Origin of the sequence: Pantoea sp. 18059 (assembly GCF_902706165.1) — a bacterium.
In the GTDB taxonomy this organism is placed as follows: Bacteria; Pseudomonadota; Gammaproteobacteria; order Enterobacterales; family Enterobacteriaceae; genus Pantoea; species Pantoea agglomerans.
In genome coordinates, this window is the sequence record NZ_CACSJS010000007.1 from 86,681 (window position 1) to 106,364 (window position 19,684).

General features: G+C 56.0%; 21 protein-coding genes. 15 read left to right on the forward strand and 6 right to left on the reverse strand.

Features of this window, described 5'->3' with window-relative positions:
- The first annotated feature begins 112 nt into the window (after positions 1-112).
- The 3 genes from GVJ63_RS17440 to GVJ63_RS17450 all read left to right on the forward strand — a co-directional run bounded on the left by GVJ63_RS17440 (position 113) and on the right by GVJ63_RS17450 (position 2,308).
- Entirely contained in the window at positions 113-676 is a 564-nt protein-coding gene (locus tag GVJ63_RS17440; RefSeq protein ID WP_010259033.1) for an NAD(P)H-dependent oxidoreductase, read from the forward strand.
- Between the two features lie 80 nt (positions 677-756).
- Positions 757-1,479: a putative quinol monooxygenase gene (locus GVJ63_RS17445; RefSeq protein WP_159227168.1), complete on the forward strand. Its 723-nt coding sequence runs from the start codon at positions 757-759 to the stop codon at positions 1,477-1,479.
- A gap of 25 nt (positions 1,480-1,504) precedes the next feature.
- On the forward strand, positions 1,505-2,308 hold the full coding sequence (locus GVJ63_RS17450; protein WP_159227169.1) for a carboxymuconolactone decarboxylase family protein: 804 nt from the start codon (positions 1,505-1,507) through the stop codon (positions 2,306-2,308).
- Positions 2,309-2,654: 346 nt separating this feature from the next.
- Here the strand turns inward: GVJ63_RS17450 and GVJ63_RS17455 are convergent, their stop codons facing one another.
- A complete protein-coding gene (locus GVJ63_RS17455) occupies positions 2,655-2,891 on the reverse strand; it encodes a DUF2171 domain-containing protein (RefSeq protein WP_003854080.1) in 237 nt (78 codons plus the stop codon).
- A 355-nt stretch (positions 2,892-3,246) separates the two neighbouring features.
- Here GVJ63_RS17455 and GVJ63_RS17460 point away from each other — a divergent pair, with 355 nt between their 5' ends.
- The 6 genes from GVJ63_RS17460 to GVJ63_RS17485 all read left to right on the forward strand — a co-directional run bounded on the left by GVJ63_RS17460 (position 3,247) and on the right by GVJ63_RS17485 (position 7,634).
- Complete coding sequence (locus GVJ63_RS17460; protein ID WP_033766665.1) at positions 3,247-3,843, forward strand: DUF1349 domain-containing protein; 597 nt, start codon at positions 3,247-3,249, stop codon at positions 3,841-3,843.
- A 104-nt stretch (positions 3,844-3,947) separates the two neighbouring features.
- Positions 3,948-4,967 (forward strand): DUF481 domain-containing protein, encoded by a 1,020-nt coding sequence (locus GVJ63_RS17465; RefSeq protein WP_010259026.1) that lies wholly within the window; start codon positions 3,948-3,950, stop codon positions 4,965-4,967.
- A 103-nt stretch (positions 4,968-5,070) separates the two neighbouring features.
- Complete coding sequence (locus GVJ63_RS17470) at positions 5,071-6,036, forward strand: magnesium and cobalt transport protein CorA (RefSeq protein ID WP_010259025.1); 966 nt, start codon at positions 5,071-5,073, stop codon at positions 6,034-6,036.
- A 116-nt stretch (positions 6,037-6,152) separates the two neighbouring features.
- A complete protein-coding gene (locus tag GVJ63_RS17475; RefSeq protein WP_060679622.1) occupies positions 6,153-6,677 on the forward strand; it encodes a hypothetical protein in 525 nt (174 codons plus the stop codon).
- 12 nt (positions 6,678-6,689) lie between these two features.
- Positions 6,690-7,145, forward strand: a complete 456-nt coding sequence (locus tag GVJ63_RS17480; RefSeq protein ID WP_010671255.1) for a DUF421 domain-containing protein — start codon at positions 6,690-6,692, stop codon at positions 7,143-7,145.
- Between the two features lie 255 nt (positions 7,146-7,400).
- On the forward strand, positions 7,401-7,634 hold the full coding sequence (locus GVJ63_RS17485; RefSeq protein WP_010259022.1) for a hypothetical protein: 234 nt from the start codon (positions 7,401-7,403) through the stop codon (positions 7,632-7,634).
- A gap of 37 nt (positions 7,635-7,671) precedes the next feature.
- Here the strand turns inward: GVJ63_RS17485 and GVJ63_RS17490 are convergent, their stop codons facing one another.
- Positions 7,672-8,568 carry a lipid kinase gene (locus tag GVJ63_RS17490; RefSeq protein WP_159227170.1) on the reverse strand — a complete coding sequence of 299 codons (897 nt, stop codon included), beginning with the start codon at positions 8,566-8,568 and terminating at the stop codon, positions 7,672-7,674.
- 171 nt (positions 8,569-8,739) lie between these two features.
- Between GVJ63_RS17490 and GVJ63_RS17495 the strand changes: the two genes are divergently transcribed.
- The 3 genes from GVJ63_RS17495 (at position 8,740) to GVJ63_RS17505 (ending at position 9,906) form a co-directional block, all read left to right on the forward strand.
- Entirely contained in the window at positions 8,740-9,012 is a 273-nt protein-coding gene (locus GVJ63_RS17495) for a cupin domain-containing protein (RefSeq protein WP_010259018.1), read from the forward strand.
- Between the two features lie 12 nt (positions 9,013-9,024).
- Positions 9,025-9,450: a DUF4186 domain-containing protein gene (locus GVJ63_RS17500; RefSeq protein ID WP_064689938.1), complete on the forward strand. Its 426-nt coding sequence runs from the start codon at positions 9,025-9,027 to the stop codon at positions 9,448-9,450.
- A 138-nt stretch (positions 9,451-9,588) separates the two neighbouring features.
- Entirely contained in the window at positions 9,589-9,906 is a 318-nt protein-coding gene (locus GVJ63_RS17505; protein ID WP_010259015.1) for a hypothetical protein, read from the forward strand.
- Positions 9,907-10,249: 343 nt separating this feature from the next.
- On the opposite strand, the gene GVJ63_RS17510 is transcribed toward GVJ63_RS17505, so the two are convergent.
- Positions 10,250-11,473 carry an AI-2E family transporter gene (locus GVJ63_RS17510; RefSeq protein ID WP_033756854.1) on the reverse strand — a complete coding sequence of 408 codons (1,224 nt, stop codon included), beginning with the start codon at positions 11,471-11,473 and terminating at the stop codon, positions 10,250-10,252.
- Positions 11,474-11,825: 352 nt separating this feature from the next.
- Between GVJ63_RS17510 and GVJ63_RS17515 the strand changes: the two genes are divergently transcribed.
- Positions 11,826-12,155: a hypothetical protein gene (locus tag GVJ63_RS17515; RefSeq protein WP_045140688.1), complete on the forward strand. Its 330-nt coding sequence runs from the start codon at positions 11,826-11,828 to the stop codon at positions 12,153-12,155.
- Positions 12,156-12,168: 13 nt separating this feature from the next.
- Here the strand turns inward: GVJ63_RS17515 and GVJ63_RS17520 are convergent, their stop codons facing one another.
- The gene (locus GVJ63_RS17520) at positions 12,169-15,930 is read right to left on the reverse strand and encodes an NAD(P)-binding protein (protein WP_159227171.1); all 3,762 of its coding nucleotides are present in this window, start codon (positions 15,928-15,930) and stop codon (positions 12,169-12,171) included.
- 599 nt (positions 15,931-16,529) lie between these two features.
- Between GVJ63_RS17520 and GVJ63_RS17525 the strand changes: the two genes are divergently transcribed.
- Positions 16,530-17,222 carry a DUF421 domain-containing protein gene (locus tag GVJ63_RS17525; RefSeq protein WP_010259010.1) on the forward strand — a complete coding sequence of 231 codons (693 nt, stop codon included), beginning with the start codon at positions 16,530-16,532 and terminating at the stop codon, positions 17,220-17,222.
- Here GVJ63_RS17525 and GVJ63_RS17530 read toward each other — a convergent pair.
- A complete protein-coding gene (locus GVJ63_RS17530) occupies positions 17,219-17,971 on the reverse strand; it encodes a GNAT family N-acetyltransferase (RefSeq protein WP_010671262.1) in 753 nt (250 codons plus the stop codon). The two genes, GVJ63_RS17525 and GVJ63_RS17530, sit on opposite strands and share 4 nt — an antisense overlap.
- 188 nt (positions 17,972-18,159) lie before the next feature.
- Between GVJ63_RS17530 and GVJ63_RS17535 the strand changes: the two genes are divergently transcribed.
- The gene (locus GVJ63_RS17535; RefSeq protein WP_010259007.1) at positions 18,160-18,366 is read left to right on the forward strand and encodes a hypothetical protein; all 207 of its coding nucleotides are present in this window, start codon (positions 18,160-18,162) and stop codon (positions 18,364-18,366) included.
- A 65-nt stretch (positions 18,367-18,431) separates the two neighbouring features.
- Here GVJ63_RS17535 and GVJ63_RS17540 read toward each other — a convergent pair whose 3' ends face one another.
- Positions 18,432-19,625 (reverse strand): zinc-dependent alcohol dehydrogenase, encoded by a 1,194-nt coding sequence (locus tag GVJ63_RS17540; protein ID WP_010259005.1) that lies wholly within the window; start codon positions 19,623-19,625, stop codon positions 18,432-18,434.
- Positions 19,626-19,684 lie beyond the last annotated feature (59 nt).

Genomic DNA, 19,684 nt, shown 5'->3' on the forward strand with positions numbered 1-19,684 from the left:
CCGTAGCGATTGCATTTGATTAAACGGTGCCGGACGGCAAAAAGTACCCAGCGCTTGATGGCATCGACAACGCCTGGTTATCTGTTAAAAAATAAATGATTAAAAACTGAAAATGAAAAATATATTAATTATTTCCGGTCATCCCGACCTGAGCCATTCGGTCGGTAATGCTACCATTCTCAATGAAGTCGCTTCTGCACTGCCTGATGCTGAAATCCGTCGTCTGGATGCTCTTTATCCGGACAACAACATCAATGTCAGCGCCGAACAGGATGCACTGCTGAAGGCAGATATTATCGTCTGGCAATTTCCCTTCTCCTGGTATTCGCTGCCAGGGCTCATGAAGCTATGGCTGGATGACGTATTTGTTCATGGGTTTGCGCACGGATCAACGGCCAGACTCGGCGGTAAAAAACTGATCCTCTCTTTCACCACTGGCGCACCGCAGGCGTTATACGCGGCAGATGGTGTCTTTGGTCATCAGCTGGAGGATTATCTGATTCAGTTTGAAACCACCGCCCGACTCTGCAATCTGGAGATGCAGAAACCGGTTTATACCTGCGGGATAAGCTATGCCAGTCGTAATGAAACTATTATCACGCAGCAAATTGCTGCAGCAAAGCAACACGCGTCGCGACTCATTGCTCAGCTCAATGCGGAACTCACGACGGCTTAATAGCCAGATGAAACAGAAATCGCGCCGGTTAATACACCGAATTAATCGCAAATCACCTCATCCGATAATTAAGGCAGACCGTGAACAATATTACCGCTCTGACTCTGACTCTGCTGATGGCCGGCCCGGCATCGGCAGCCGCTTTAACAGAACCCACAAACCGTGTCATTAATCTGCATGAAATGGAAATTAAGGTCGGGAAAAACGGACAGTACGATGAAGTTGCCAGAGATAATATTACCCGTTCGCTGGCAGAGCAACCAGGTACGCTGGCGATGTATTCACTGAAACATAAAGAAAATGCTCATCAGGCTTATATGATTGAAATTTATGCGAGTGAAGAGGCATACCAGCAACATCTCAGTTCTGAGCCGTACCGGTCTTTTATTACACGCGTACCTGATCTTATCGGCCAGAAAAAGAGCGCCGTGCTGGAGCCGCAGTTTTTGGGTGATAAACCCTTCGTACAGAATAAAGAAACCATCAATAACCTGGTGATTGTTGACGTGAAACCGGCCGATCAGCAGGCATTCCGCGATATTGTGCTGCCTGAAATGGCGGAATCACTGAAGGTGGAACCGGGCGTACTGGCGATGTATGCCGCGACCGATGCAAAAAACAGATATCGCTGGTTCTTCTATGAAATCTACGCCAGTGACGCCGCCTATCAGCAACACCGCGAAACGCCCCATTTTCGCGACTATATCCGGCTGACAGCTGAGATGACCGACCGCAAAGAGGCGATCCCCGTGTTGCCAGCTCTGCTGAAAAACCGTGGCGCTCTTAACTCTTTTGTTAACTGACCTTTACCAGGGAGCTGATCAGAGGATGAAAAAAGTGATTGCCGCCGCCGCGATCTCCATGATGCTGGCCGACCTGGCCGCTGCTGAACCCAAAAGAGGTGAAACTATGTTGAACGTCAATCCATCCAGCCTTTCGGTTGCCGACATTGAGTCCGTCTCTCCCGCACTGGCTCGTTTCGGACGTGAAGCGATAACCGATGATCTCTGGAAACGCGACGCACTTTCGATCCGTGACCGCAGTATCGTTACGCTTGCCATTCTCATCGCCCGCAACCAGCCTGCTGAGTTACAACATTACGCCGGTGTGGCGCTCGATAGTGGCGTGACGCCCGCTGAAATATCGGAAACTATTACTCACCTGGCGTTCTATTCCGGCTGGCCCAATGCGATGTCAGCAATTGCGGTGACCAAAAATGTGTTTCAGGCGCGAGGCATTGGTGCCGATCAACTGGCCGAAGCCTCTCCGGCACTGCTGCCACTAAATCAGGCAGCCGAACAGCAGCGTTCTGCAACGGTAGAGAAAAATGTGGGGCCGATCTCGCCCGGGCTGGTCAGATTCACCGCCGATCCGCTGTTTCTCAATCTGTGGCAGCGGCCAGCGCTACAACCTCGTGACAGAAGTCTGGTGACGGTCAGCGCACTGATTGCTTCGGGACAAAGTGCGCAAATTAGCTACCATCTCAACCGGGCGATGGACAACGGATTGACGGCTGAAGAAGCGGGCGAGATTATCACTCAGGCCGCGTTCTATGCTGGCTGGCCAAATGCCTTTTCAGCGGTTCCGGTGGTGGGGGAAGTGCTGCGGGATCGCGCAGCAAAACAGGAATAACCCGCAGCGGGTGAGGATCTCAGGTTTTACTTCACCCGCCGTTTCTTATGACCGCCGGATACCGACAGAGATCCGGCAAAGTGCTGCGCCATTCTGGTGGTTTTTCCCCTCCCGCCGCAATGCCATGATGACCGCTCCAAACCCTCCACTTACGACAACCCGCCACCGGACATAAAAACAGGGAGCACCGTGTCATGGAAAGTAAAAATCTGACAGATATTGCTGAAGACGTTTCAGGCGGTGTGAAATATTAAGCAGTAATAGATGAACAATGGGCAGGGAAGGACGCAGGAGTTATTTAACAGAATAAATGAAATAAGCCGTGGCGGGCGCCACGGCTAATGTTTTATGCAGACTGCCACTCACTTTCAACATCCGCTTTGGCTTTAGAAAGGATGACTTTATTATCATCAACTTCTTTCACCCAGCTGAATGGAATAATGTGGTGTTTGCCACCCGCTTCAGGATCGCTTTTCGCCAGCTTAATTTTGTCGTCGCCTTCGAAGTGGTCGACAATCCCGACATGTTCGCCATTCACATCAACAACCTGCGCGTGATCTAAAATTTCTGATTTATCTACCATGGTGGCTTAATCCTTATATTTAATGAGTTCAGTTGCCCTCAGACAAAACAAGCCTGGTTGTTAAATGCTGTTTTCGCCAGGGGATTAACAAAATGAAATAGTTCAGTGAACTGGACCTGGTCGCAGTTATTTATTTCCGGCAGGAGAATAAAGGGCATATAAGCGAAACCGCAAACAGAGCCGGAGTCTCTGCAGCCACGGGTCTGCTGACCTCACTGCCTGCCACATCGACATCCTCAGATTTGCCGCAATCGTCTGCCGCCCGTTCACCAATCAACGCTATGATAATCAGGTCAGTCGCCACGCCGCAGATCGACCAGCACGCGGGTGGTTTAACTTACCCAAAGGAGTGCCTATGACAGCAGTCAGTTCCATTACCACTGAAGGTGGCGTCTGGATTAATCAGCCGCCGGTACACAGTCTGGATGGCGAAACGCTGAGGTTCGAAACCGCGCTGAACAGCGATTTCTGGCAGCGTACCTGGTACGGGTTCGAACGGCACAGCGGCCACGCTTTTGGCTTCTGGGTGGAAAACGACTTTACCGTTCAGGTGCAGGTGAGGGCGGATTTCAGTCAGCTCTACGATCAGGCCGGGCTGTTTATTCAGGATAACGAAACGCACTGGGTTAAGGCGGGCATTGAGTTTAACGATGACCAGCCCGCAATTGGCAGCGTGGTGACGCGCGAGTTTTCCGACTGGTCTACCGGTGTGTTTCCCGGCGATGCGAGCCAGTTCTGGCTGCGCGCCACGCTGGAAAATGCGGCCTTAAGAATTCAGTACTCTACCGACGGCGTGAGCTGGCCGTTGTTACGGCTCTGCCCGTGGCCCGGTCAGGGGCGGCGGTTTGTCGGAGTGATGGGCTGTTCACCGGAACGTGAAGGGCTGGCGATGAGTTTTACGGACTTCGCTATTACTCCACCGCTCGGCAAAGCACTGCACGATCTCTCCTGAGCCAGGCGGCGCATTGCATATCGTCGCAGAATCGGCTTAATTGTCAGGTCAGAATTTGCGGTGACGCGTCGCCCGTGCAAGACGACGCCTTTACAGGGAAAGCTATGCGTTGCGCCACCTCGTTTATCCCGCTGCTGGTCATCAGTTGCTGCGCCGGATGGGCACAGCAGGCCACTGCCGATACCGTCTGGCTGAATAATGGCGATCGGCTGACCGGCACGATTCGTTATCTCAGCGACGGCAAGCTGGGGATAGAGACACACTACGCCGGTACCGTCACGCTGGACTGGAGTGCGGTCAGTACGCTTGCCAGCGAGAATCCGGTGAATGTCGAAAACAAAAAGACTGGCGAACATTATCAGGTGCGGCTCTCCTCATCCGATCCCGGCTATGTCTGGGTGGAACGCAACGAGCAGGAGCAGCAGGTTTCGCTGCGACGCATTGATGAGTTTATGAAAGCCAAAGTCCGCAGCGATCAGCTCGCCTGGACCGGCAACATCGATGCGGGCGTAAAGGTGAAAAAAGCCTCGACCAAAACTGACGACTACAGCTTCGCGCTCAACACCAAACTGAACCAGGGAAAATGGCGTCACGATATCGGTGCGACCTACAATCGCGAGCAGGAAAACGAGAACATCAATACCGATAACTACAGCCTGCGCTACGCCTTCGACTATCTGGTCAGGGAGCAGTTCTTCTGGCAGACCCGCGCCACCTACAAGCGCGACTGGGTGGAGAATCTGTCACGTCAGGCGCTGATCGGCACCGGGCCTGGTTATCAGTTATGGGACACCGAACTCAGCGCGTTCTCACTCTCGGTGCTGGGTGGTGCCTTTGAGTATGGCTACAGCGATGACCGGGAAGAGCGGCACTTTGGCGGCTCGCTGCGCTGGAACTATCAGCGCTATCTGCTGGGCAAGTCGGTCACGCTTTACAGCAATGGCGATGTTGGCCATTCGCTGGATGATGACGGCGTATTTATGCTGGATGCCGAAGTCGGCCTGCGCTACAGCCTGACTTCGTGGTCAACGCTGCACGTTGGCTATCACCGTAATCTGGTCAGCGGCATACCCGATACCCTGAACGAAGGCATTTTCTCCACCGGATTAGGGCTGAAGTGGTAAGCCGCTGATCGAACAGCGTCGCAGCAAATCCTTACGGTTTTTATCCGGTTACAGGCGCGGGATTGGCTAAGCTGCATGTATTGTCACAACGGGAAAGCAGAAGATGATCGTAAGCAGCAGGGTGTATCGTCCGGGATGCGCGGGCGAAGAGGTTGAAGTCGATGATATCAGTGAAGTGATCAAAGAGCCTGAGGCGTTTATCTGGCTCGGGTTGTGGCAGCCAGACGCTGAGTTTATGGCGAAGATTAAAGAGGAGTTCGGCCTTCATGAGCTGGCGGTTGAGGATGCACTCAATGCCCATCAGCGACCTAAAATTGAACATTATGGCGAATCGCTGTTTATCGTGGTGAAAACGGTGTGCGCTAAGGATGACAGCTGCGAACTGGGCGAAACGCATCTTTTTGTCGGAAAAAACTTCCTGATCAGCATCCGTCACGGCGCCTCTGAAAGCTACACCCCGGTGCGGCAGCGGGCGGCTGAAAACCCGGCGCTGCTGAAGTTTGGTCCCGCTTATCCGCTCTACTGCCTGCTCGATTTTATTGTTGATCGCTATGCCGAACTGTCCACCTCGCTGAATGAACGGGTCGGACAGATGGAGAACGATCTCTTCACCAGTGAATTTGATCGCAAGTCGGTGCAGTCGGTCTACACCGTGCGGCGTCATCTGCTGAAACTGCGCAATGCGGCGCTACCCGTGGAGGAGATCTGCAATCAGCTGATCCACCTGCATGAAGATCTGATCCCGCGTCCGCTGCGCGCCTACATCCGTGACGTGCAGGATCACGCCCGGCATGTCGTCACCGACGCGGAAGATATGCGTGAGATGCTGACCAGTGCCATGCAGGTCAATCTGGCGCTGGTGACGGTGCAGCAGAATGAAGTGGTGAAAAAGCTGGCAGGCTGGGGTGCGATCCTGGTGATCCCGACCGTGGTCTTCAGTATGTATGGCATGAACTTCGAGCATATGCCGGAGCTGAAGTCGCTGTATGGCTATCCGCTGGCGGTGGGGCTGACCCTGCTGGCCTGCGGCGGGCTGTGGGCCAAACTGCGTCGCTCCGGCTGGCTGTAAACGGCAGGATGCGGTGCCAGATTGTCCCGCTGAAAAGGTCACGACCCGCCAGATAGTGAACTGATACTGTCTGGCTATGCTTAACGCAGCGTGCAGTTTTTGTTCCTGAGCCAACAGTGAGTGAGGTCACGGTGAAAAAAGAGGATAGCAGTGGCCAGGCGGTACCGATTCAGGAAAACCTCCGCTGGATACGTCGTGAATGGCTGATTCAGCGTATCGGTGAATACGTTCTGATTGCGCTGGTGATTCTGGGTGCATGCGGACTCTTTTCCAAAGGCGTGCTGAGTAACGGCAGCGCCCGCTCGCCGGACGGGACCATCCAGGTGGAGTATGAACGGTTTGGCCGGGTTGAGAGCAATATGGATATGCGCATTCGCTACAACGCACCGGTAACCGATCGCTTTACCGTTACGATTGGCGGTGGCGCCCTGGATAACCTGCAAATCCAGACGCTGCAGCCTCAACCGCTGGAGGCGGTGACGATTGGCAGCGATCTGCGGCTGACCTTTTCGGCCCGCAACACCGGACCGGATCACGCGATCTGGCTTGGCCTGCAGCCGCGCAATGCGGGCCGCATTCACGTCACTATTCATGGTGACGGCCATGCTCCGGCCCGTTTTACCCAATGGATTTATCCCTGACAGAGGCGCTTTATGGAAACGGTATTACGTGCCGCAGCGATCTACCTGGTGCTGATGGTCGTGTTCAAAATTGCCGGCAGACGCACTCTGTTGCAGATGACCTCTTTCGATCTGATTCTGCTATTGATCATCAGTGAAGCAACTCAGCAGGCGCTGCTGGGCGACGATTTTTCTGTTACCGGCGCTGCGCTGACTATTATCACGCTGGTAGCGATTGATATTGTGCTGGGCAAACTGAAAAGTCGCTTTCCGGTGGTGGAACAGGTGATCGATGGCGGCCCGGTGATCCTGGTCGAGAATGGTAATCTGCTGACTGACCGCATGAAGATGACCGGCATCAGTCCTGATGATGTGCTGGAAGCGGCGCGCTCCGGGCAGGGTCTGGAGCGATTTGATCAGATTAAATATGCGGTGCTGGAGGTTAACGGGCATATCTCGATTATTCCCCGAGCCGATAAAGAGTCCTGAGGGGCGTTCGCCCTGGCCTGACAGGAGAGCGCCCGTGCCGGAGTCGCGCAGGTTACACACGCCTGAGATATCCTCATCCCCTTGCTGCAGCAGGCCCTGAATGCATTACAGATCCTCATTGCGTCACGCTGCGCTTGTTATGCCGCTTCCCTTGTAATCCTGTCGATTTCGTTCAGACTGAGTATTCCACTCATGCTTTATCATCAGAGCTGGCCTGACTATCAATCAGCGTTATGCTTTTACAGTCAGGATTAAATGAATGAATTTACGCGATTTACCTTCTACCCGGTTACCGGCTGGCATATTGGTCCCCTGAATACCCATCAGGCACTGGTAGTGAAATTCGGTTATATCGATCCCAATGCCCCGCGTGAAAAGGGCCCGCAGGAGACCCTGTTTCTGGGTCTGACCCTCGAAATGGCGAAAAAGCTGGTCGCCAATCTTTCCGAACACATCGACTACGCTGAAAAAAAGAGCACCCAGCACTAGTTTCTCACCGCGATCGGTTACCACGCCCACCGTCGGGCTATTTTGCTGCGCTGTCGCCCGGTGCATAAACCCGCAGTGCACTGGCTATCAGGCGAAAATGTGCGGGTGTCTGACCGATAATCTCACCATCTGCATTGATGTAATGGGGACGGCGCGTCTCAACCGTCAGCTCCATGGCGCTGAATGCCCGCACGTTACGCCAGCGACCGTGAGTGCCGCGCCGCAGAAAGGGCAGCAGCGCAATGAGCTGCCAGCTATGCTGCAGCTCCAGACTGTAGACATCCAGTAACCCATCGTCCGGAGCGGCACGCTGTTCCACTGTCATGCCGCCCCCATAAAAGCGTCCATTGCCCACCGACACCTGAACCGTTTTGATCGGCGTCCGATGGCCCTGATGCACCAGCGTAGCGCTGAAGGGACGGCTCTGCCGCAGCACCCGCAAAGCCGCCAGGGCATAACCGCCCACTCCCCAGCGTTTTTTCGATTCCGCCGTGAGGTTGCGCGCCAGTTCCACCGAAAAGCCGATGCTGGAGACGTTCAGAAACAGGTGCTGATTCACTTCACCCAGGTCCACTGCGCGCAGCTGCCCGTCAGCGATAATCTTTATCGCGGACTCCAGGCTGGCAGGAATGCCCAGCGTGCGGGCAAAATCGTTGGCGGTGCCCAGCGGTAAAATGCCCAGCGGCAGGCCGGTCTGCATCAGTCCTGGCGCGGCCGCATTAAGCGTGCCGTCGCCACCGCCGACGATCACCGCATCAACGCGATGGGCATACGCCGCGATTAATTCGCTGTAGCTGCGGGTATCATCTCCGGCCGGTTGCAGCAGGGTGAACCCGGCCTGAGCCAGCAGCGACTGTGCGCGGCTGGCCTCGGCGCGTCCTTTGCGCGAGCGCTGATTAATCAGCAGCAGGGCAGTTTTCTCCTGTTGAGACATACTTTTGCGTTATCCCGATGTCAAAATGGCTGTAACGAGACGGCAAGTACAGCACTGGCCTGACCGGTGAACAACCCTGCTTGCGCTACTTTACGTAACCTGTTGAGTGCCATAAGCGGCGATAAAGATCGTCTACACTGCTAAGGGTCAGATCCACACTGAGGAGTTGCGATGACAGAACACGAATTCAGAAAATTGTTAGCCGAACAGGGTTTTGACGAGCCTCTGTTGATTGAGCGTGCAGCCGCCGCCCAGCTTGATAATCACGTACATCCCTTTGAAGCACTGGCACTGATTCTGAGTGGTGACATCACCATCAGTACCGAACAAGGCGATACCACCTATCATCCCGGTGAGACATTTCATCTGCAGCCCAATGAACTCCATCGTGAGGCGTTCGGGTCGCAGGGCGTACGCTATCTGGCGGGACGTAAATATGAGTGACTGGCAATCAGCATGAAGGTTTCTGACGACCTGTTTACCCGGCTGTCACGCTCGCCGTTCCGTCAGCGCTTTCGTCTGGGACGCGCGGAATATGATTATGCGAGCAGCAAAGGCGAGCCGGTATTGCGCCTGCACGCCGCTGAGTTTGTGGCACAGCGGCTGGCGCCTGCGCAGCCTGAAAATGATGGCAAGCAGACGCCGATGCGCGGCCACCCGGTGTTTATCGCTCAGCACGCCACCGCAACCTGCTGTCGTGGCTGTCTGAGTAAGTGGCACAACATCGGACAGCACCAGCCGCTGAGCGCGGAGCAGCAGACCTATATAGTGACGGTGTTGCTGCAGTGGATCACCCATCAGATGCAGCAGCCTGCACCGCCTGCTCGCGTCAGCCGAAGCCAGCCGAAACCGGACAACGATCCGCAACTCGCACTTTGGTAATGGACGAAAAAGCTACAACCGGCGGCTTTTTCTGGTGAAAACTGGCCCTTTTTCATTCCTGGTTTATTCTTAAATCTTTCCTGGGAACACTATGCCAGGATTAAAACCTACACGGCAACGATTCATACAGAGGGAATTATGAAGAAATCAATTATTGCACTGTCTGCTATTTTGCTGGCCTCGCCGGTATTTGCTGCTACCACTACAGATAACACCGTTGCGGAAGCGCATAAAGGCGCCGATACCGCGAAGGAAAAACTGCATCAGACCCAGAACGAAGGCAAAGAGCTGAAGCTGAAGTCTGAGCATGCCGCTGAAGGCAAAAGCGATACCACCGGCAGTAAAATCACCGAAGGTACGCAGAAAGGCTGGCACAAAACCAAAGAAGGCACTGAGAAAGGCTGGGATAAAACCAAGCAGGGTGCTGAAGATCTGAAAAACAAAGCGACTAACTAATTCGCGGCTGTTCTCAGGTTAAAAAAAGAACCCACCGAAAGGTGGGTTTTTTATGGGTGATAAAGCCGACGCGTAATGCCCCTGGCAGCAACGCATAAGCTCAACGCGCAGGGAACACGGTCAGAAGAGGAAAGCGTCCCGCGCCTGGGACAAAAACGCCGGGAGCGTTTTTGAACAACGCAAAGCGTTAGCCCGTTTACGGGCGCACCTCAGGGATGAGGTGCGTAATCGCGCGGGCCGAGCATGCCATGGATGGCGGGTTTTGCGCCTTTCCGATCTGACCGTGTTTCCTGAGCAGGCCTCGCTCTCACTGCGATACTAACCTGGGTTTGCCTGACGCGGATTACGCTTTCTTTTCCGCTGTTTCTTTCTCTGAGGCGGCTAACGCAGAGACTTTCCTTTCCGTCTCTGCAGCCGCATCGGCGGAGGCCGCCGCCGCTTCAGCCGCAGCCTCTGCCGCGGTATCGGACTGCTTCTTACCTTCTTCGATAAACTCTTCGTCGATGGCTTCGATGTTTTCGCGGTTATCGCGTCCTGAGAGCAGGTTCCAGCAGGCGATAAACAGGGCGGCAATCACCGGACCGATTACAAAACCGTTGATGCCGTAAATCTCCATGCCGCCCAGCGTGGCGATCAGAATCAGATAGTCAGGCATTTTGGTGTCTTTGCCGACCAGCAGCGGACGCAGGATGTTATCCACCAGTCCGACAATCACTACAAAGAAGCCCACCAGGAACAGCCCTTTCCACAGTGCACCGGTGGCGAAGAAGAAGATCGCCGCAGGCACCCAGATAATGGCGGAACCGACTGCCGGAATAAGGGAGAGGAAGGCCATCAGCGCGCCCCACAGCAGGCTGCCGTCTATACCGGTAAACCAGAATGCCAGCCCACCGAGAATACCCTGAACAATACCGACCACCACCGTGCCTTTCACCGTCGCGCGCGCCACGGCCGCAAACTTCACCATCAGGTGATGCTTCACGTAGGTTGAGAGCGGCAGCGCTTCCAGGATCAGATGCACCAGATAGGAGCCATCTTTCAGCAGGAAGAACAGCAGATAAAGCATCACGCCAAAGCCGACGGTGAAGCTGAACGTCCCTTTACCGATGATAAAGGCGCTGCCTGCCACATACTGACCGCCCTTAAGGGCAAACGAGGAGAGCTTCTGCTGAATCTGTTCGGCGTTATCCAGGTTATTTTCAGCCAGATAATGTTTTGCCCAGCGCGGCAGATGCTGCAACAGATCGGCGAAGACCGCCGGGAACTGCGCCGAATTGGTCTGCAGTTTGTGATAGACCGCATTGGTTTCGACCACCAGCGATGAGGCGATAATGGCCAGCGGCGTGAACACAATCAGGCAGATACAGAGCAGGGTAATCAACGCGGCCAGGCCATTGCGTTCGCCCATTCGGACCCGCAGATACGTTTTCAGCGGATGGAAAATCACCGCCAGAATCGCCGCCCATAAAATCGGCGAGAAATAGGGCGAAAGCACCTCGAAAAAACCGAGGGTGGCGATAGCCAGAATCAAAATGAAAAACCCGATGTTCAATCCTTTAAAACGCATGGAAAAACCTCATCTCGAACAACTCTGATAAACCCGACGCGCGAATTTTCTGTGTCTGGCTTTGCTTATGCGGCGGCCTCGATCACTGATTATCGGTCAGGCTTTGCTTTTTAAACGCTGCTGATGACAGCATCATGCTGGCTAACTCTTTGAAAGGTCTGGCAGAAGTGATGAACGGGCAATGTGCGTTCGCTGCGTGACTTCCTATAGGTAACACGCTGCAACTGACAGCAGCGCGCTGAATCCTACATTAGCGTAGCGGTTTCGACCATTATTGGTAGGTCAGAGACTCATGATCCCGGGGGATGCTGCCGATAACAGTATTAACTGGATAAAAAACAGGCAATGAAAAATGAGTAAACAGAGCGTCTTAATCGTGCTGCTGACGCTGGTATTAACCGGCTGCGCCACCAAGCAGTATCCGCAGGCATCCGCGGTCACCCCGGAAGAGACGGCGATGCTGAATTGCAGCGCGCTGGATCAGGAGCTGGTGAAAGCGCACAGCGTGCAGAGTGATATTGAGCAGACCGGCCAGTTCGATGCACTGACCGTGCTGGGCTTTGTCGGGGATTTCGGGCTGGGCAATGGCATTGCGAAATACAATGCCAGCCAGAAGGCGGAGCGGCGACTGACGCAGTTACAGTCGCTGAAAGCCGCGAAGTGCAGCCAGCGGCTTTCGTAGCGACTGCGCCGGGTCAGCCGAGCGTCCGTTCGCTGACATGCTGCAGCCGGACATTTTCGGCGGCGCGTTTACCGGCAAGGAAGGCGTGATCCGAGTTGTAATATTCCCACTCGCTGTAGCGGCCTGACAGATGAATGTCCTGGGTCAGCAGCCACTGGCGGATCAGCGCCACGTTAGCGCTGCGCGTATGGTCATAGACCACGTAGGCGTAGGGCATATCGACCTCTGAGGCACAGAGCAGCGGATCGTCCGCGGTGATCATGCCAACTCTGATGCAATCCTGACGGCAGCGCTCAATCAGCGCATCCCCCGCCAGCGGCAGCGGATTGGCCGCGTTATAGGTAATTTCGCAGGTTAAGCCGAAACCGCCCGGCGGGTTGCAGTGCGGACTCGCATTGCCCTGCACAAAGATGCGGTGAAACAGCGTATCACCAGGATAGTAAATCCAGTGCTTTTCGGTCAGGTCAGCGCGGCCAATCCCCAGATTAACGCAGCGCACCGAGACAAACTGCAACTGCTGCGCCGCCCGTTGCACACTATCCGGCACTTCATCGCCCATCAGTTTAATCAGCTCCGGCAGCGGCATGGTGCTGATCAATTGTTCATAACGGTAGTGGCGGCCATCCGCCAGCAGCGCGACGTGCGCCTGCGGGTAGAGGCGGGTCAGGGTGGCGTCCGTTTCCAGCGTACATTTCAGGTGCGGCAAAAAGCCGGACATCAGCGCCTGGAAGCCACCGCGCAGCGGATAGCCGAAACGGGCGTTGGGGCCAACCGGTTTCGCCAGCGGTTGCAGCGCGCCATCAATGATCTGCGCCAGATCGGGCAGCGGTACGCGTCCGCCCAGCCATGAAGTTTCCATGTCGGTCAGCGGCACCTTCCACAGTTTCTGGTTGTAGGGCAGGGCAAAGTGACGCGCGATGCCTTTGCCCCAGGTGCGCATAATGAAGTGCTGGAAATCCTCTTCGCCTTCCACCACGCCTGTGCTGCTGCCCTCATCGGGGATCGCGCCATCTGCGCAGCAGTCCCGCCGTGCCCGCGCCCGATCCAGTGGCACAGCGGCGGCGGCCGTTTCGCCATAACGCGCCTCGATAGCGCCCAGCACGCACTCTTTTACCACCTCGACCGGCAAGCCGTGTAGCGCGGACTGGAAGGGATAGCGGGTATAAACGCCGTCGCTGTAGACCCAGGCTTCACGCGCCTGCCAGTGCAGGTTGTCGCCCAGCAACATCTCATACAGCTGCAAGACGTACGGGTCCTGCGAGAACATAATGTGACCGGCATAGTCGAAGGTAAAACCCTGATCGTCAATCGAGCGGCACCAGCCGCCAGGCGTGGCATTTTTCTCCAGTAACACTGCGCCTTCGCCATAGTGATAACCGGCGCTCAGCCCGGTTGGCCCGGCTCCGATAATCAGGCAGGGCACAGCTTCACTCTCCAGCATCAATGGGGTTAACGGCGTGATATTCGCCTGCGCGCTGCCCTGGCTGGCCGACCTTAGTGCGGGCTGACGCTGCGTCAGCGCCTGCTGGATCAGTCCATGAATCTGTTCAGCGGTGCGATCCCATGAGGTGGCATCGACCTTTGCCTGCATCCGTCCCGCCAGCGCCAGCCGTTCTGCGGCACCAATCGCCATTGCCTGTTCACAGGCGGCAATAAATTCAGCGGGGCTCTCTGCCACCGCCACTTCCTCTGCGTAATGCCGCGCTACGTCAATAATCGCGGTACTGACAATCGGCAGCTGCGCCGCCATATACTCCAGCACCTTGGTCGGTGAGATGTAGCGCGTCGAGGCATTGATGGCAAACGGCATCAGACAGACATCCCAGCCCGCCAGAAACTGCGGCAGCGCCTGATAGGGCTGCTGTCCGAGCCAGTGAATATTGTCGCGCTGCGGCAGGCTGGCGGGATCAATTTTTACCACCGGCCCGACCATAATGATCTGCCATTCGGGGTGGCTGTCCGCCAGCGCCGCAATCAGCGGCAGGTCTATGCGCTCATCCAGCACGCCGTAATAGCCAAGACGCTGTGCCGGAATTGCATCCTGCATCGGATGTCGATTGCTGCGATCGCGCGCCTGCTCAAAATGAATAGCATCGACGCTGCTGGGAAAGCAGTAAACCTGAGCATGTTTGTCACGCTTCGCTTCATAGAGGCTGGTGCCGCCGGTAAAGACCAGATCGGCGCGGGTCATCAGCGCGGATTCGCGCTGCTGCAGCTGGCGCGGGGCATTCTGAAAAGCGGAAAGCTCATCCATGCAGTCGTAAATCACCAGTGAGGGATCAAAAGGTGTCAGCAACGGCAGCGCCATCGGCGTATAGAACCAGATCAGCGGCTGTTCATCTTCCTCCAGCAGCGGCGTCAGCAGCAGCAGCAGCGGGGCGATCTGGCTGTCGTGGAAACCAGGCGCGTCGCTGTCGGTATGCGGCTGGATCACCGTGATGTTAGCGGCAGGCGAGCTCTGATGCAGGCCCTGTGGCCCCGCCTGCCAGACCGGCTCTTCGACAAACAGCACGCGATAGTGCTGTGCCAGTCTTGTCAGTAGCTGCTGCGGACGCTGAAAAACAAATCCCCAGCGTAAATGGCTGAAAACAATGAGAACAGGTGGTTTCATAGGGTGCTCCTGACAGGGGTGTTTTGAGGAGTGGATGTGCTGCAAAAAGCGCTGCGCCTGACGTAATGCGTCGGCATAAGGCTGCTGTAGCTGGCGGGCATAGGGATCGGCCCCCAGCAGATCGAGATCCCACAAACCGCTGCGGGTCCAGAAAGTCGTCTCCTCCCATAAGGGACGATCGAGGATCGGATAGAGGCAGATGCCGTGCAGCTCAACGCCTGCCAGTAGCGCCTGCGCAACCTGCGCGGCGATCTCAAGGATCCAGCTTCCGCGTCCGCTGCCGACGTGGCTGGTTTCCGCCAGCAGCAGTGGCCGCTGATAACGCTGCCAGACCTGCTGCAGCATCCGATGCAGCGGCAGGCGTCGGCTGTCGCCCAGATGCCAGTAAAGCCGCCGGTTTGATCCCTGCTCCCACTGATTGTCGTGGTAGTAATTCACGCCAATCAGATCGAGATAGCGTGGGGCGCCGCCCAGTTCCGGGTTGCGCCTGCCGCTGAGCATGTCCCACGCCTGATACTGGGTGTCACACATCTCACGTGCCAGCACGTCGCTGGCCGGATCGGCGGGATCGGGCACGATATGGATCAGTGGATCACAGTGCAGCAGACGCGCTCGCGGATCGGCCAGCCAGATGGCATCACAGGCTGCCAGCGTAGCGCGCACCAGCTGCTGCTTGGCGGCATCCGCCCGATCCGCCTCAGGGATCGCCTCACAGGTGAACAGCCCTACCGAGATACCCCAGCTGACAAAGGAGATCTCATTCATCGGAGAGTAGACCGGCGCCTGCTGATACCAGGGGGCCAGGAAGCGGGCCAGTGCGCCACAGAAGGCGGCGAAACGGCTGACAAAGTCGTGGTCAAACAGGCTGACGCCAGCGGGCCAGCCGTAGTGGCAGATTGTCCAGCTCAGCTGAATGCCCTGCTGCTCTGCGGCCTGCATCCGGGCCGCGACCGTCGAGAAGTCATAGCGGCCATCGTACTCACATAACCGCCAGCCGACGCTTTCGCGCACTGTGCGAATGGAAAAGGGGGCCAGCGCGGCATAATCCTCTGCTGCACGCGCCTGATGCTGGTTAAGATCGTTCATCGACAGCGCAAGGCCGGCAGGATTGACATGATCGGCACCTTCGTAGCCGGCCTGCCAGAAACTGGAAAAGGGCGTCATGGCATCTCCCGAAAAAAGCAACACGCTTCCCGCTGACGAGCCGTCGTGAAACGGGTCAGGGCGTCAGGGTATGCATTGCAGACTGATCGATCTGACCACTCTGAACGGACGGACGATCCATGCCATAAGCCACAGACACTGAGTTGCAGGCATCAGGGCCTGTCGCGGTGTGGACGAGTGAGATAGCAGGTATAGGCCAGTGACGCTATCGGCAGAAAAAGGCTGGCTTCTCTGGATGTTGAAAGGATTTGCGGAAGCCTTACTGGAAAGTATAGGCAGTAAGGTTTGGTTCGCAATTTATTGAAGTAAAAGAAAAAAGCGCAGCGGTAAAAATTATCCAGCCAGAAACAGGAAGTTTTAGCATGCGGTTTTGCGAACGGCCCGATAAGCGTAGCGTGAATAGTGTCAGCGCCATTTTCAGCTTTGTTAACCTTTTCCTCAACATGCAGAGAGGTCAGACTCGCCCACATTCGCGTTACAGCTTCGCTTGCCTTTTGGCGGGCTGGCGACAAGATTTACTTATCACTGGCCTGAATCTGCGGGTCATCAACGGGTGATGCGACGATGCGCGCCCCCTAAAACAGGATGTTTTACAGACTATGTTCTCATTCGACTGGCACCGTTTCTTACTTAACGATCAACCGGCCACCTTTTTGTTTGAGGTGGTGGTACGGGTCATGATCGCTTATCTGGTGGTGTTCACCTTTCTGAAAGTCTCAGGACGACGCGGCGTGCGCCAGCTGTCGTTGTTCGAGCTGGTGGTGATCCTGACGCTGGGTTCCGCGTCCGGTGATGTGACATTTTACGATGATGTGCCGGTGCTGCCGGTCATTATGGTGTTTGTAGTCCTGCTGGCGCTCTACCGCTTCACGACCTGGCTGACGGCGCACAGCCCGCGCTTTTCACGGCTTATTCAGGGCGACGTGATTACCCTGATTAAAGAGGGATTGTATGTGCTGGAGAGTCTGGATCGTCTGAATATTTCTGAAGATGAGTTTTATATGGAGTTACGGCAGAGTGGTGTGGAGCATCTGGGGCAGATCCGGCTGGCGCTGGTGGAGGTCGATGGTCAGCTCAGCCTCTATTTCTACGATGACGATGAGATGCGCGCCGGGTTAAGCGTACTGCCCCCTGAGCACCGGCAGGATTACAGCACTGTACCGGTCAGCGCGCTCTATGCCTGCACCCATTGCGGCCAGACGCAGATCATTGAGGCTGAGCAGCAGGCTGTCTGCCCGCGCTGTCAGCGACAGCGCTGGTCCGCGGCACTGACCGTGCGTCGGCTGCATTAATCGCCAGCATCCGCTCCGCGTTCAGGACTTGTCGCGTTTGCATCAGCCGGGTTAACGTCGGCGAAGCAGGCGCTGAGCGGGCGCTTTTGCTGTCCCCCGGCAGCGAAATTATCCGCACTTAGCCAGGCACTCAGGGCGCGCTGAACATCCGGCCATTCACGGTCAATAATTGATAGCCAGTCGGTATCGCGATTACGCTGTTTACGCGTCATAACCTGACGAAAACGGCCCTCAAAGCGGAACCCCAGCCGTTCTGCTGCGCGTCGTGATGCGATATTGGTTGAATCACAGCGCCACGCCACTCGCCGATAGCCGAGCGAGAAAGCCTGTTGCAGCAGCAGATAAATCGCCTCGCTGCCGATGACACTGCGCTGCATCAGCGGCGACCAGGTGACGTGACCGATTTCAACAGTGCCGTGTCCCGGCTCAATGCTGGCGAAGCAGACCACGCCGCAGGGCTGCTGATTTGGCGAGCAGACCGTGAAGGACACCAGGGCCGCATCCGCCACTTTATCCGCAATCCAGTGCTGCATCTGCGGCAGAGAGGCGGGCCGCTCTGCGCTCAGCCAGGTCCAGTCGCGATCATCCGGTGCCAGCATAAATGCCTGCAATAGCGGTTCTGCATGATCGATGCTTAGCGGCAGGAGAAGGCAGTGCTGACCCGTGAGTGGCATACAGGGTGGTCTGGTGACCGGTTGCCAGTCGGGCAGAGCCTCACCGACCGGCTGATCAAACTGATTGAGGTTCAATAGCATTCTCCTGAAAGAAAACGGACGGTTAGCCGGGAAACTTATGATGCCGGGCTGACGGACTATCCTGAACCGCGGTTAAACCCGTCGCAGCTTGTTCCCGCTTACCACATAACTTTGCCTGTTACTGACAGAAAATGAAAACCCTTCGGGCAGCATAGCGGCACCGTTACCAAAGAGGTGTGCGTATGAAAGTGAGGCTGGCCAGTGCATTACTGTTTTTGCTGTTATCGTTTGGCGCGTTTTCACAACAGGTGATCAGCGAAAGTCATCCCCATTCACGCAGTGCGCGATGGCTGGAGCAGGGCAGTCAGGTTGATACGGCGGATTCGCCGGATGAACATCTGCTGGAGAGGCGGGAGTGGCGAAGCAGCCTGCAACGCAAGCCGTTCTGAGATGAGATCCCCGGCGGAAAACAGCCGGGGAGCCAGGGGTTAAGCGTTTCAGACCCGTTGTGAAATTATATTGTGGCCTGTGTCGCTGCCATGCCAGGCACCAGAATCACCTTGCGGCACTCCTCTTCGCGTTTGGCGAAAATATCGTAGCCACGCGCAGCATCTTCCAGCGGCAGATGATGGGTCACAATCTCTTCCGGCGTCAGATGGCCCTGTTCGATCAGCTTCAGCAGGTCGGGCAGATAAGCGTGTACGTGGGTCTGTCCCATCTTAAAGGTCAGCCCTTTGTCAAAGGCGTCACCAAACAGGAAGCCGTGAATGAATCCGGCGTAAACGCCCGGCACGCTGACGATACCGCCACGTCGCACTGCGGCAATACACTGACGCAACGCTTTACCGCTGCTGCCTTCCAGTTTTAGATTGGTGAGCACGGTTTCGGTCATGCTGCCTTTTGCCTCGAATCCTACTGCATCAATCACCGCATCCACACCGCGATTGCCGGTGCTGTGTTCGATAATCCAGCCGGCCGGGTCATCGATCTCATCAAAGTTAATCGGGATAACACCGTAGCGCTCGCGGGCAAAGTTTAAGCGGTAGTTGTTGTGGTCGATCATGTAGATCTGTTCGGCACCCTGCTGTCGGGCGCAGGCGGCACTGAGCAGGCCAACCGGTCCGGCACCGAAAATCGCCAGGCTGGAGCCAGGTTTCACCTCGGCGTTTTTCACCGCCTGCCACGCGGTGGGCAGAATGTCTGACAGGAACAGCACTTTCTCATCCGACAGTACCGACGGCACTTTAAACGGGCCGGTATTGGCTTTTGGCACCCGGACATATTCCGCCTGTCCACCAGGCACACCGCCATAGAGTTTGCTGAAACCAAACAGGGCTGCGGGCGGCGTGATGTTTTTCCGGTTCAGGATGGCACCCCGTCCGCTGTTGGTATTTTCACAGGCAGCATACTGGCTCATCAGGCAGAAAAAACAGTCGCCACAGGCGATAACAAACGGGATCACCACCCGATCGCCTTTGGCCACGGCGGTCACTGCGCTGCCTGCTTCAACCACTTCGCCCATAAACTCATGACCAAAGATATCTCCGTGCCCGGTACCGGGGATTTTGCCGCGGTAAAGGTGCAGGTCTGAACCGCAAATAGCGGTGGCGGTCACACGCAGAATAATGTCATCTGCGGCTTCCAGACCGGGATCGGGAACGTTATCGACGCTGACTTTATGGGGGCCGTGATAAGTTAATGCTTTCATCTGTTCATCTCCTGATGATTAGGGGACGGCGGCCAGACCAGAAGGCGTGGCCACGCACG

Bases quoted from the DNA above. Each gene is read 5' to 3' on its own strand.
- GVJ63_RS17510 (WP_033756854.1), bottom strand. From the start codon at position 11,473: ATGCGTTTTAAAGGATTGAACATCGGGTTTTTCATTTTGATTCTGGCT.
- GVJ63_RS17540 (WP_010259005.1), bottom strand. From the start codon at position 19,625: ATGAAAGCATTAACTTATCACGGCCCCCATAAAGTCAGCGTCGATAAC.
- GVJ63_RS17455 (WP_003854080.1), bottom strand. From the start codon at position 2,891: ATGGTAGATAAATCAGAAATTTTAGATCACGCGCAGGTTGTTGATGTG.
- GVJ63_RS17515 (WP_045140688.1), top strand. From the start codon at position 11,826: ATGAGTAAACAGAGCGTCTTAATCGTGCTGCTGACGCTGGTATTAACC.
- GVJ63_RS17500 (WP_064689938.1), top strand. From the start codon at position 9,025: ATGAAGGTTTCTGACGACCTGTTTACCCGGCTGTCACGCTCGCCGTTC.
- GVJ63_RS17535 (WP_010259007.1), top strand. From the start codon at position 18,160: ATGAAAGTGAGGCTGGCCAGTGCATTACTGTTTTTGCTGTTATCGTTT.
- GVJ63_RS17485 (WP_010259022.1), top strand. From the start codon at position 7,401: ATGAATGAATTTACGCGATTTACCTTCTACCCGGTTACCGGCTGGCAT.
- GVJ63_RS17440 (WP_010259033.1), top strand. From the start codon at position 113: ATGAAAAATATATTAATTATTTCCGGTCATCCCGACCTGAGCCATTCG.
- GVJ63_RS17525 (WP_010259010.1), top strand. From the start codon at position 16,530: ATGTTCTCATTCGACTGGCACCGTTTCTTACTTAACGATCAACCGGCC.
- GVJ63_RS17520 (WP_159227171.1), bottom strand. From the start codon at position 15,930: ATGACGCCCTTTTCCAGTTTCTGGCAGGCCGGCTACGAAGGTGCCGAT.
- GVJ63_RS17460 (WP_033766665.1), top strand. From the start codon at position 3,247: ATGACAGCAGTCAGTTCCATTACCACTGAAGGTGGCGTCTGGATTAAT.
- GVJ63_RS17465 (WP_010259026.1), top strand. From the start codon at position 3,948: ATGCGTTGCGCCACCTCGTTTATCCCGCTGCTGGTCATCAGTTGCTGC.
- GVJ63_RS17505 (WP_010259015.1), top strand. From the start codon at position 9,589: ATGAAGAAATCAATTATTGCACTGTCTGCTATTTTGCTGGCCTCGCCG.
- GVJ63_RS17495 (WP_010259018.1), top strand. From the start codon at position 8,740: ATGACAGAACACGAATTCAGAAAATTGTTAGCCGAACAGGGTTTTGAC.
- GVJ63_RS17490 (WP_159227170.1), bottom strand. From the start codon at position 8,568: ATGTCTCAACAGGAGAAAACTGCCCTGCTGCTGATTAATCAGCGCTCG.
- GVJ63_RS17450 (WP_159227169.1), top strand. From the start codon at position 1,505: ATGAAAAAAGTGATTGCCGCCGCCGCGATCTCCATGATGCTGGCCGAC.
- GVJ63_RS17480 (WP_010671255.1), top strand. From the start codon at position 6,690: ATGGAAACGGTATTACGTGCCGCAGCGATCTACCTGGTGCTGATGGTC.
- GVJ63_RS17470 (WP_010259025.1), top strand. From the start codon at position 5,071: ATGATCGTAAGCAGCAGGGTGTATCGTCCGGGATGCGCGGGCGAAGAG.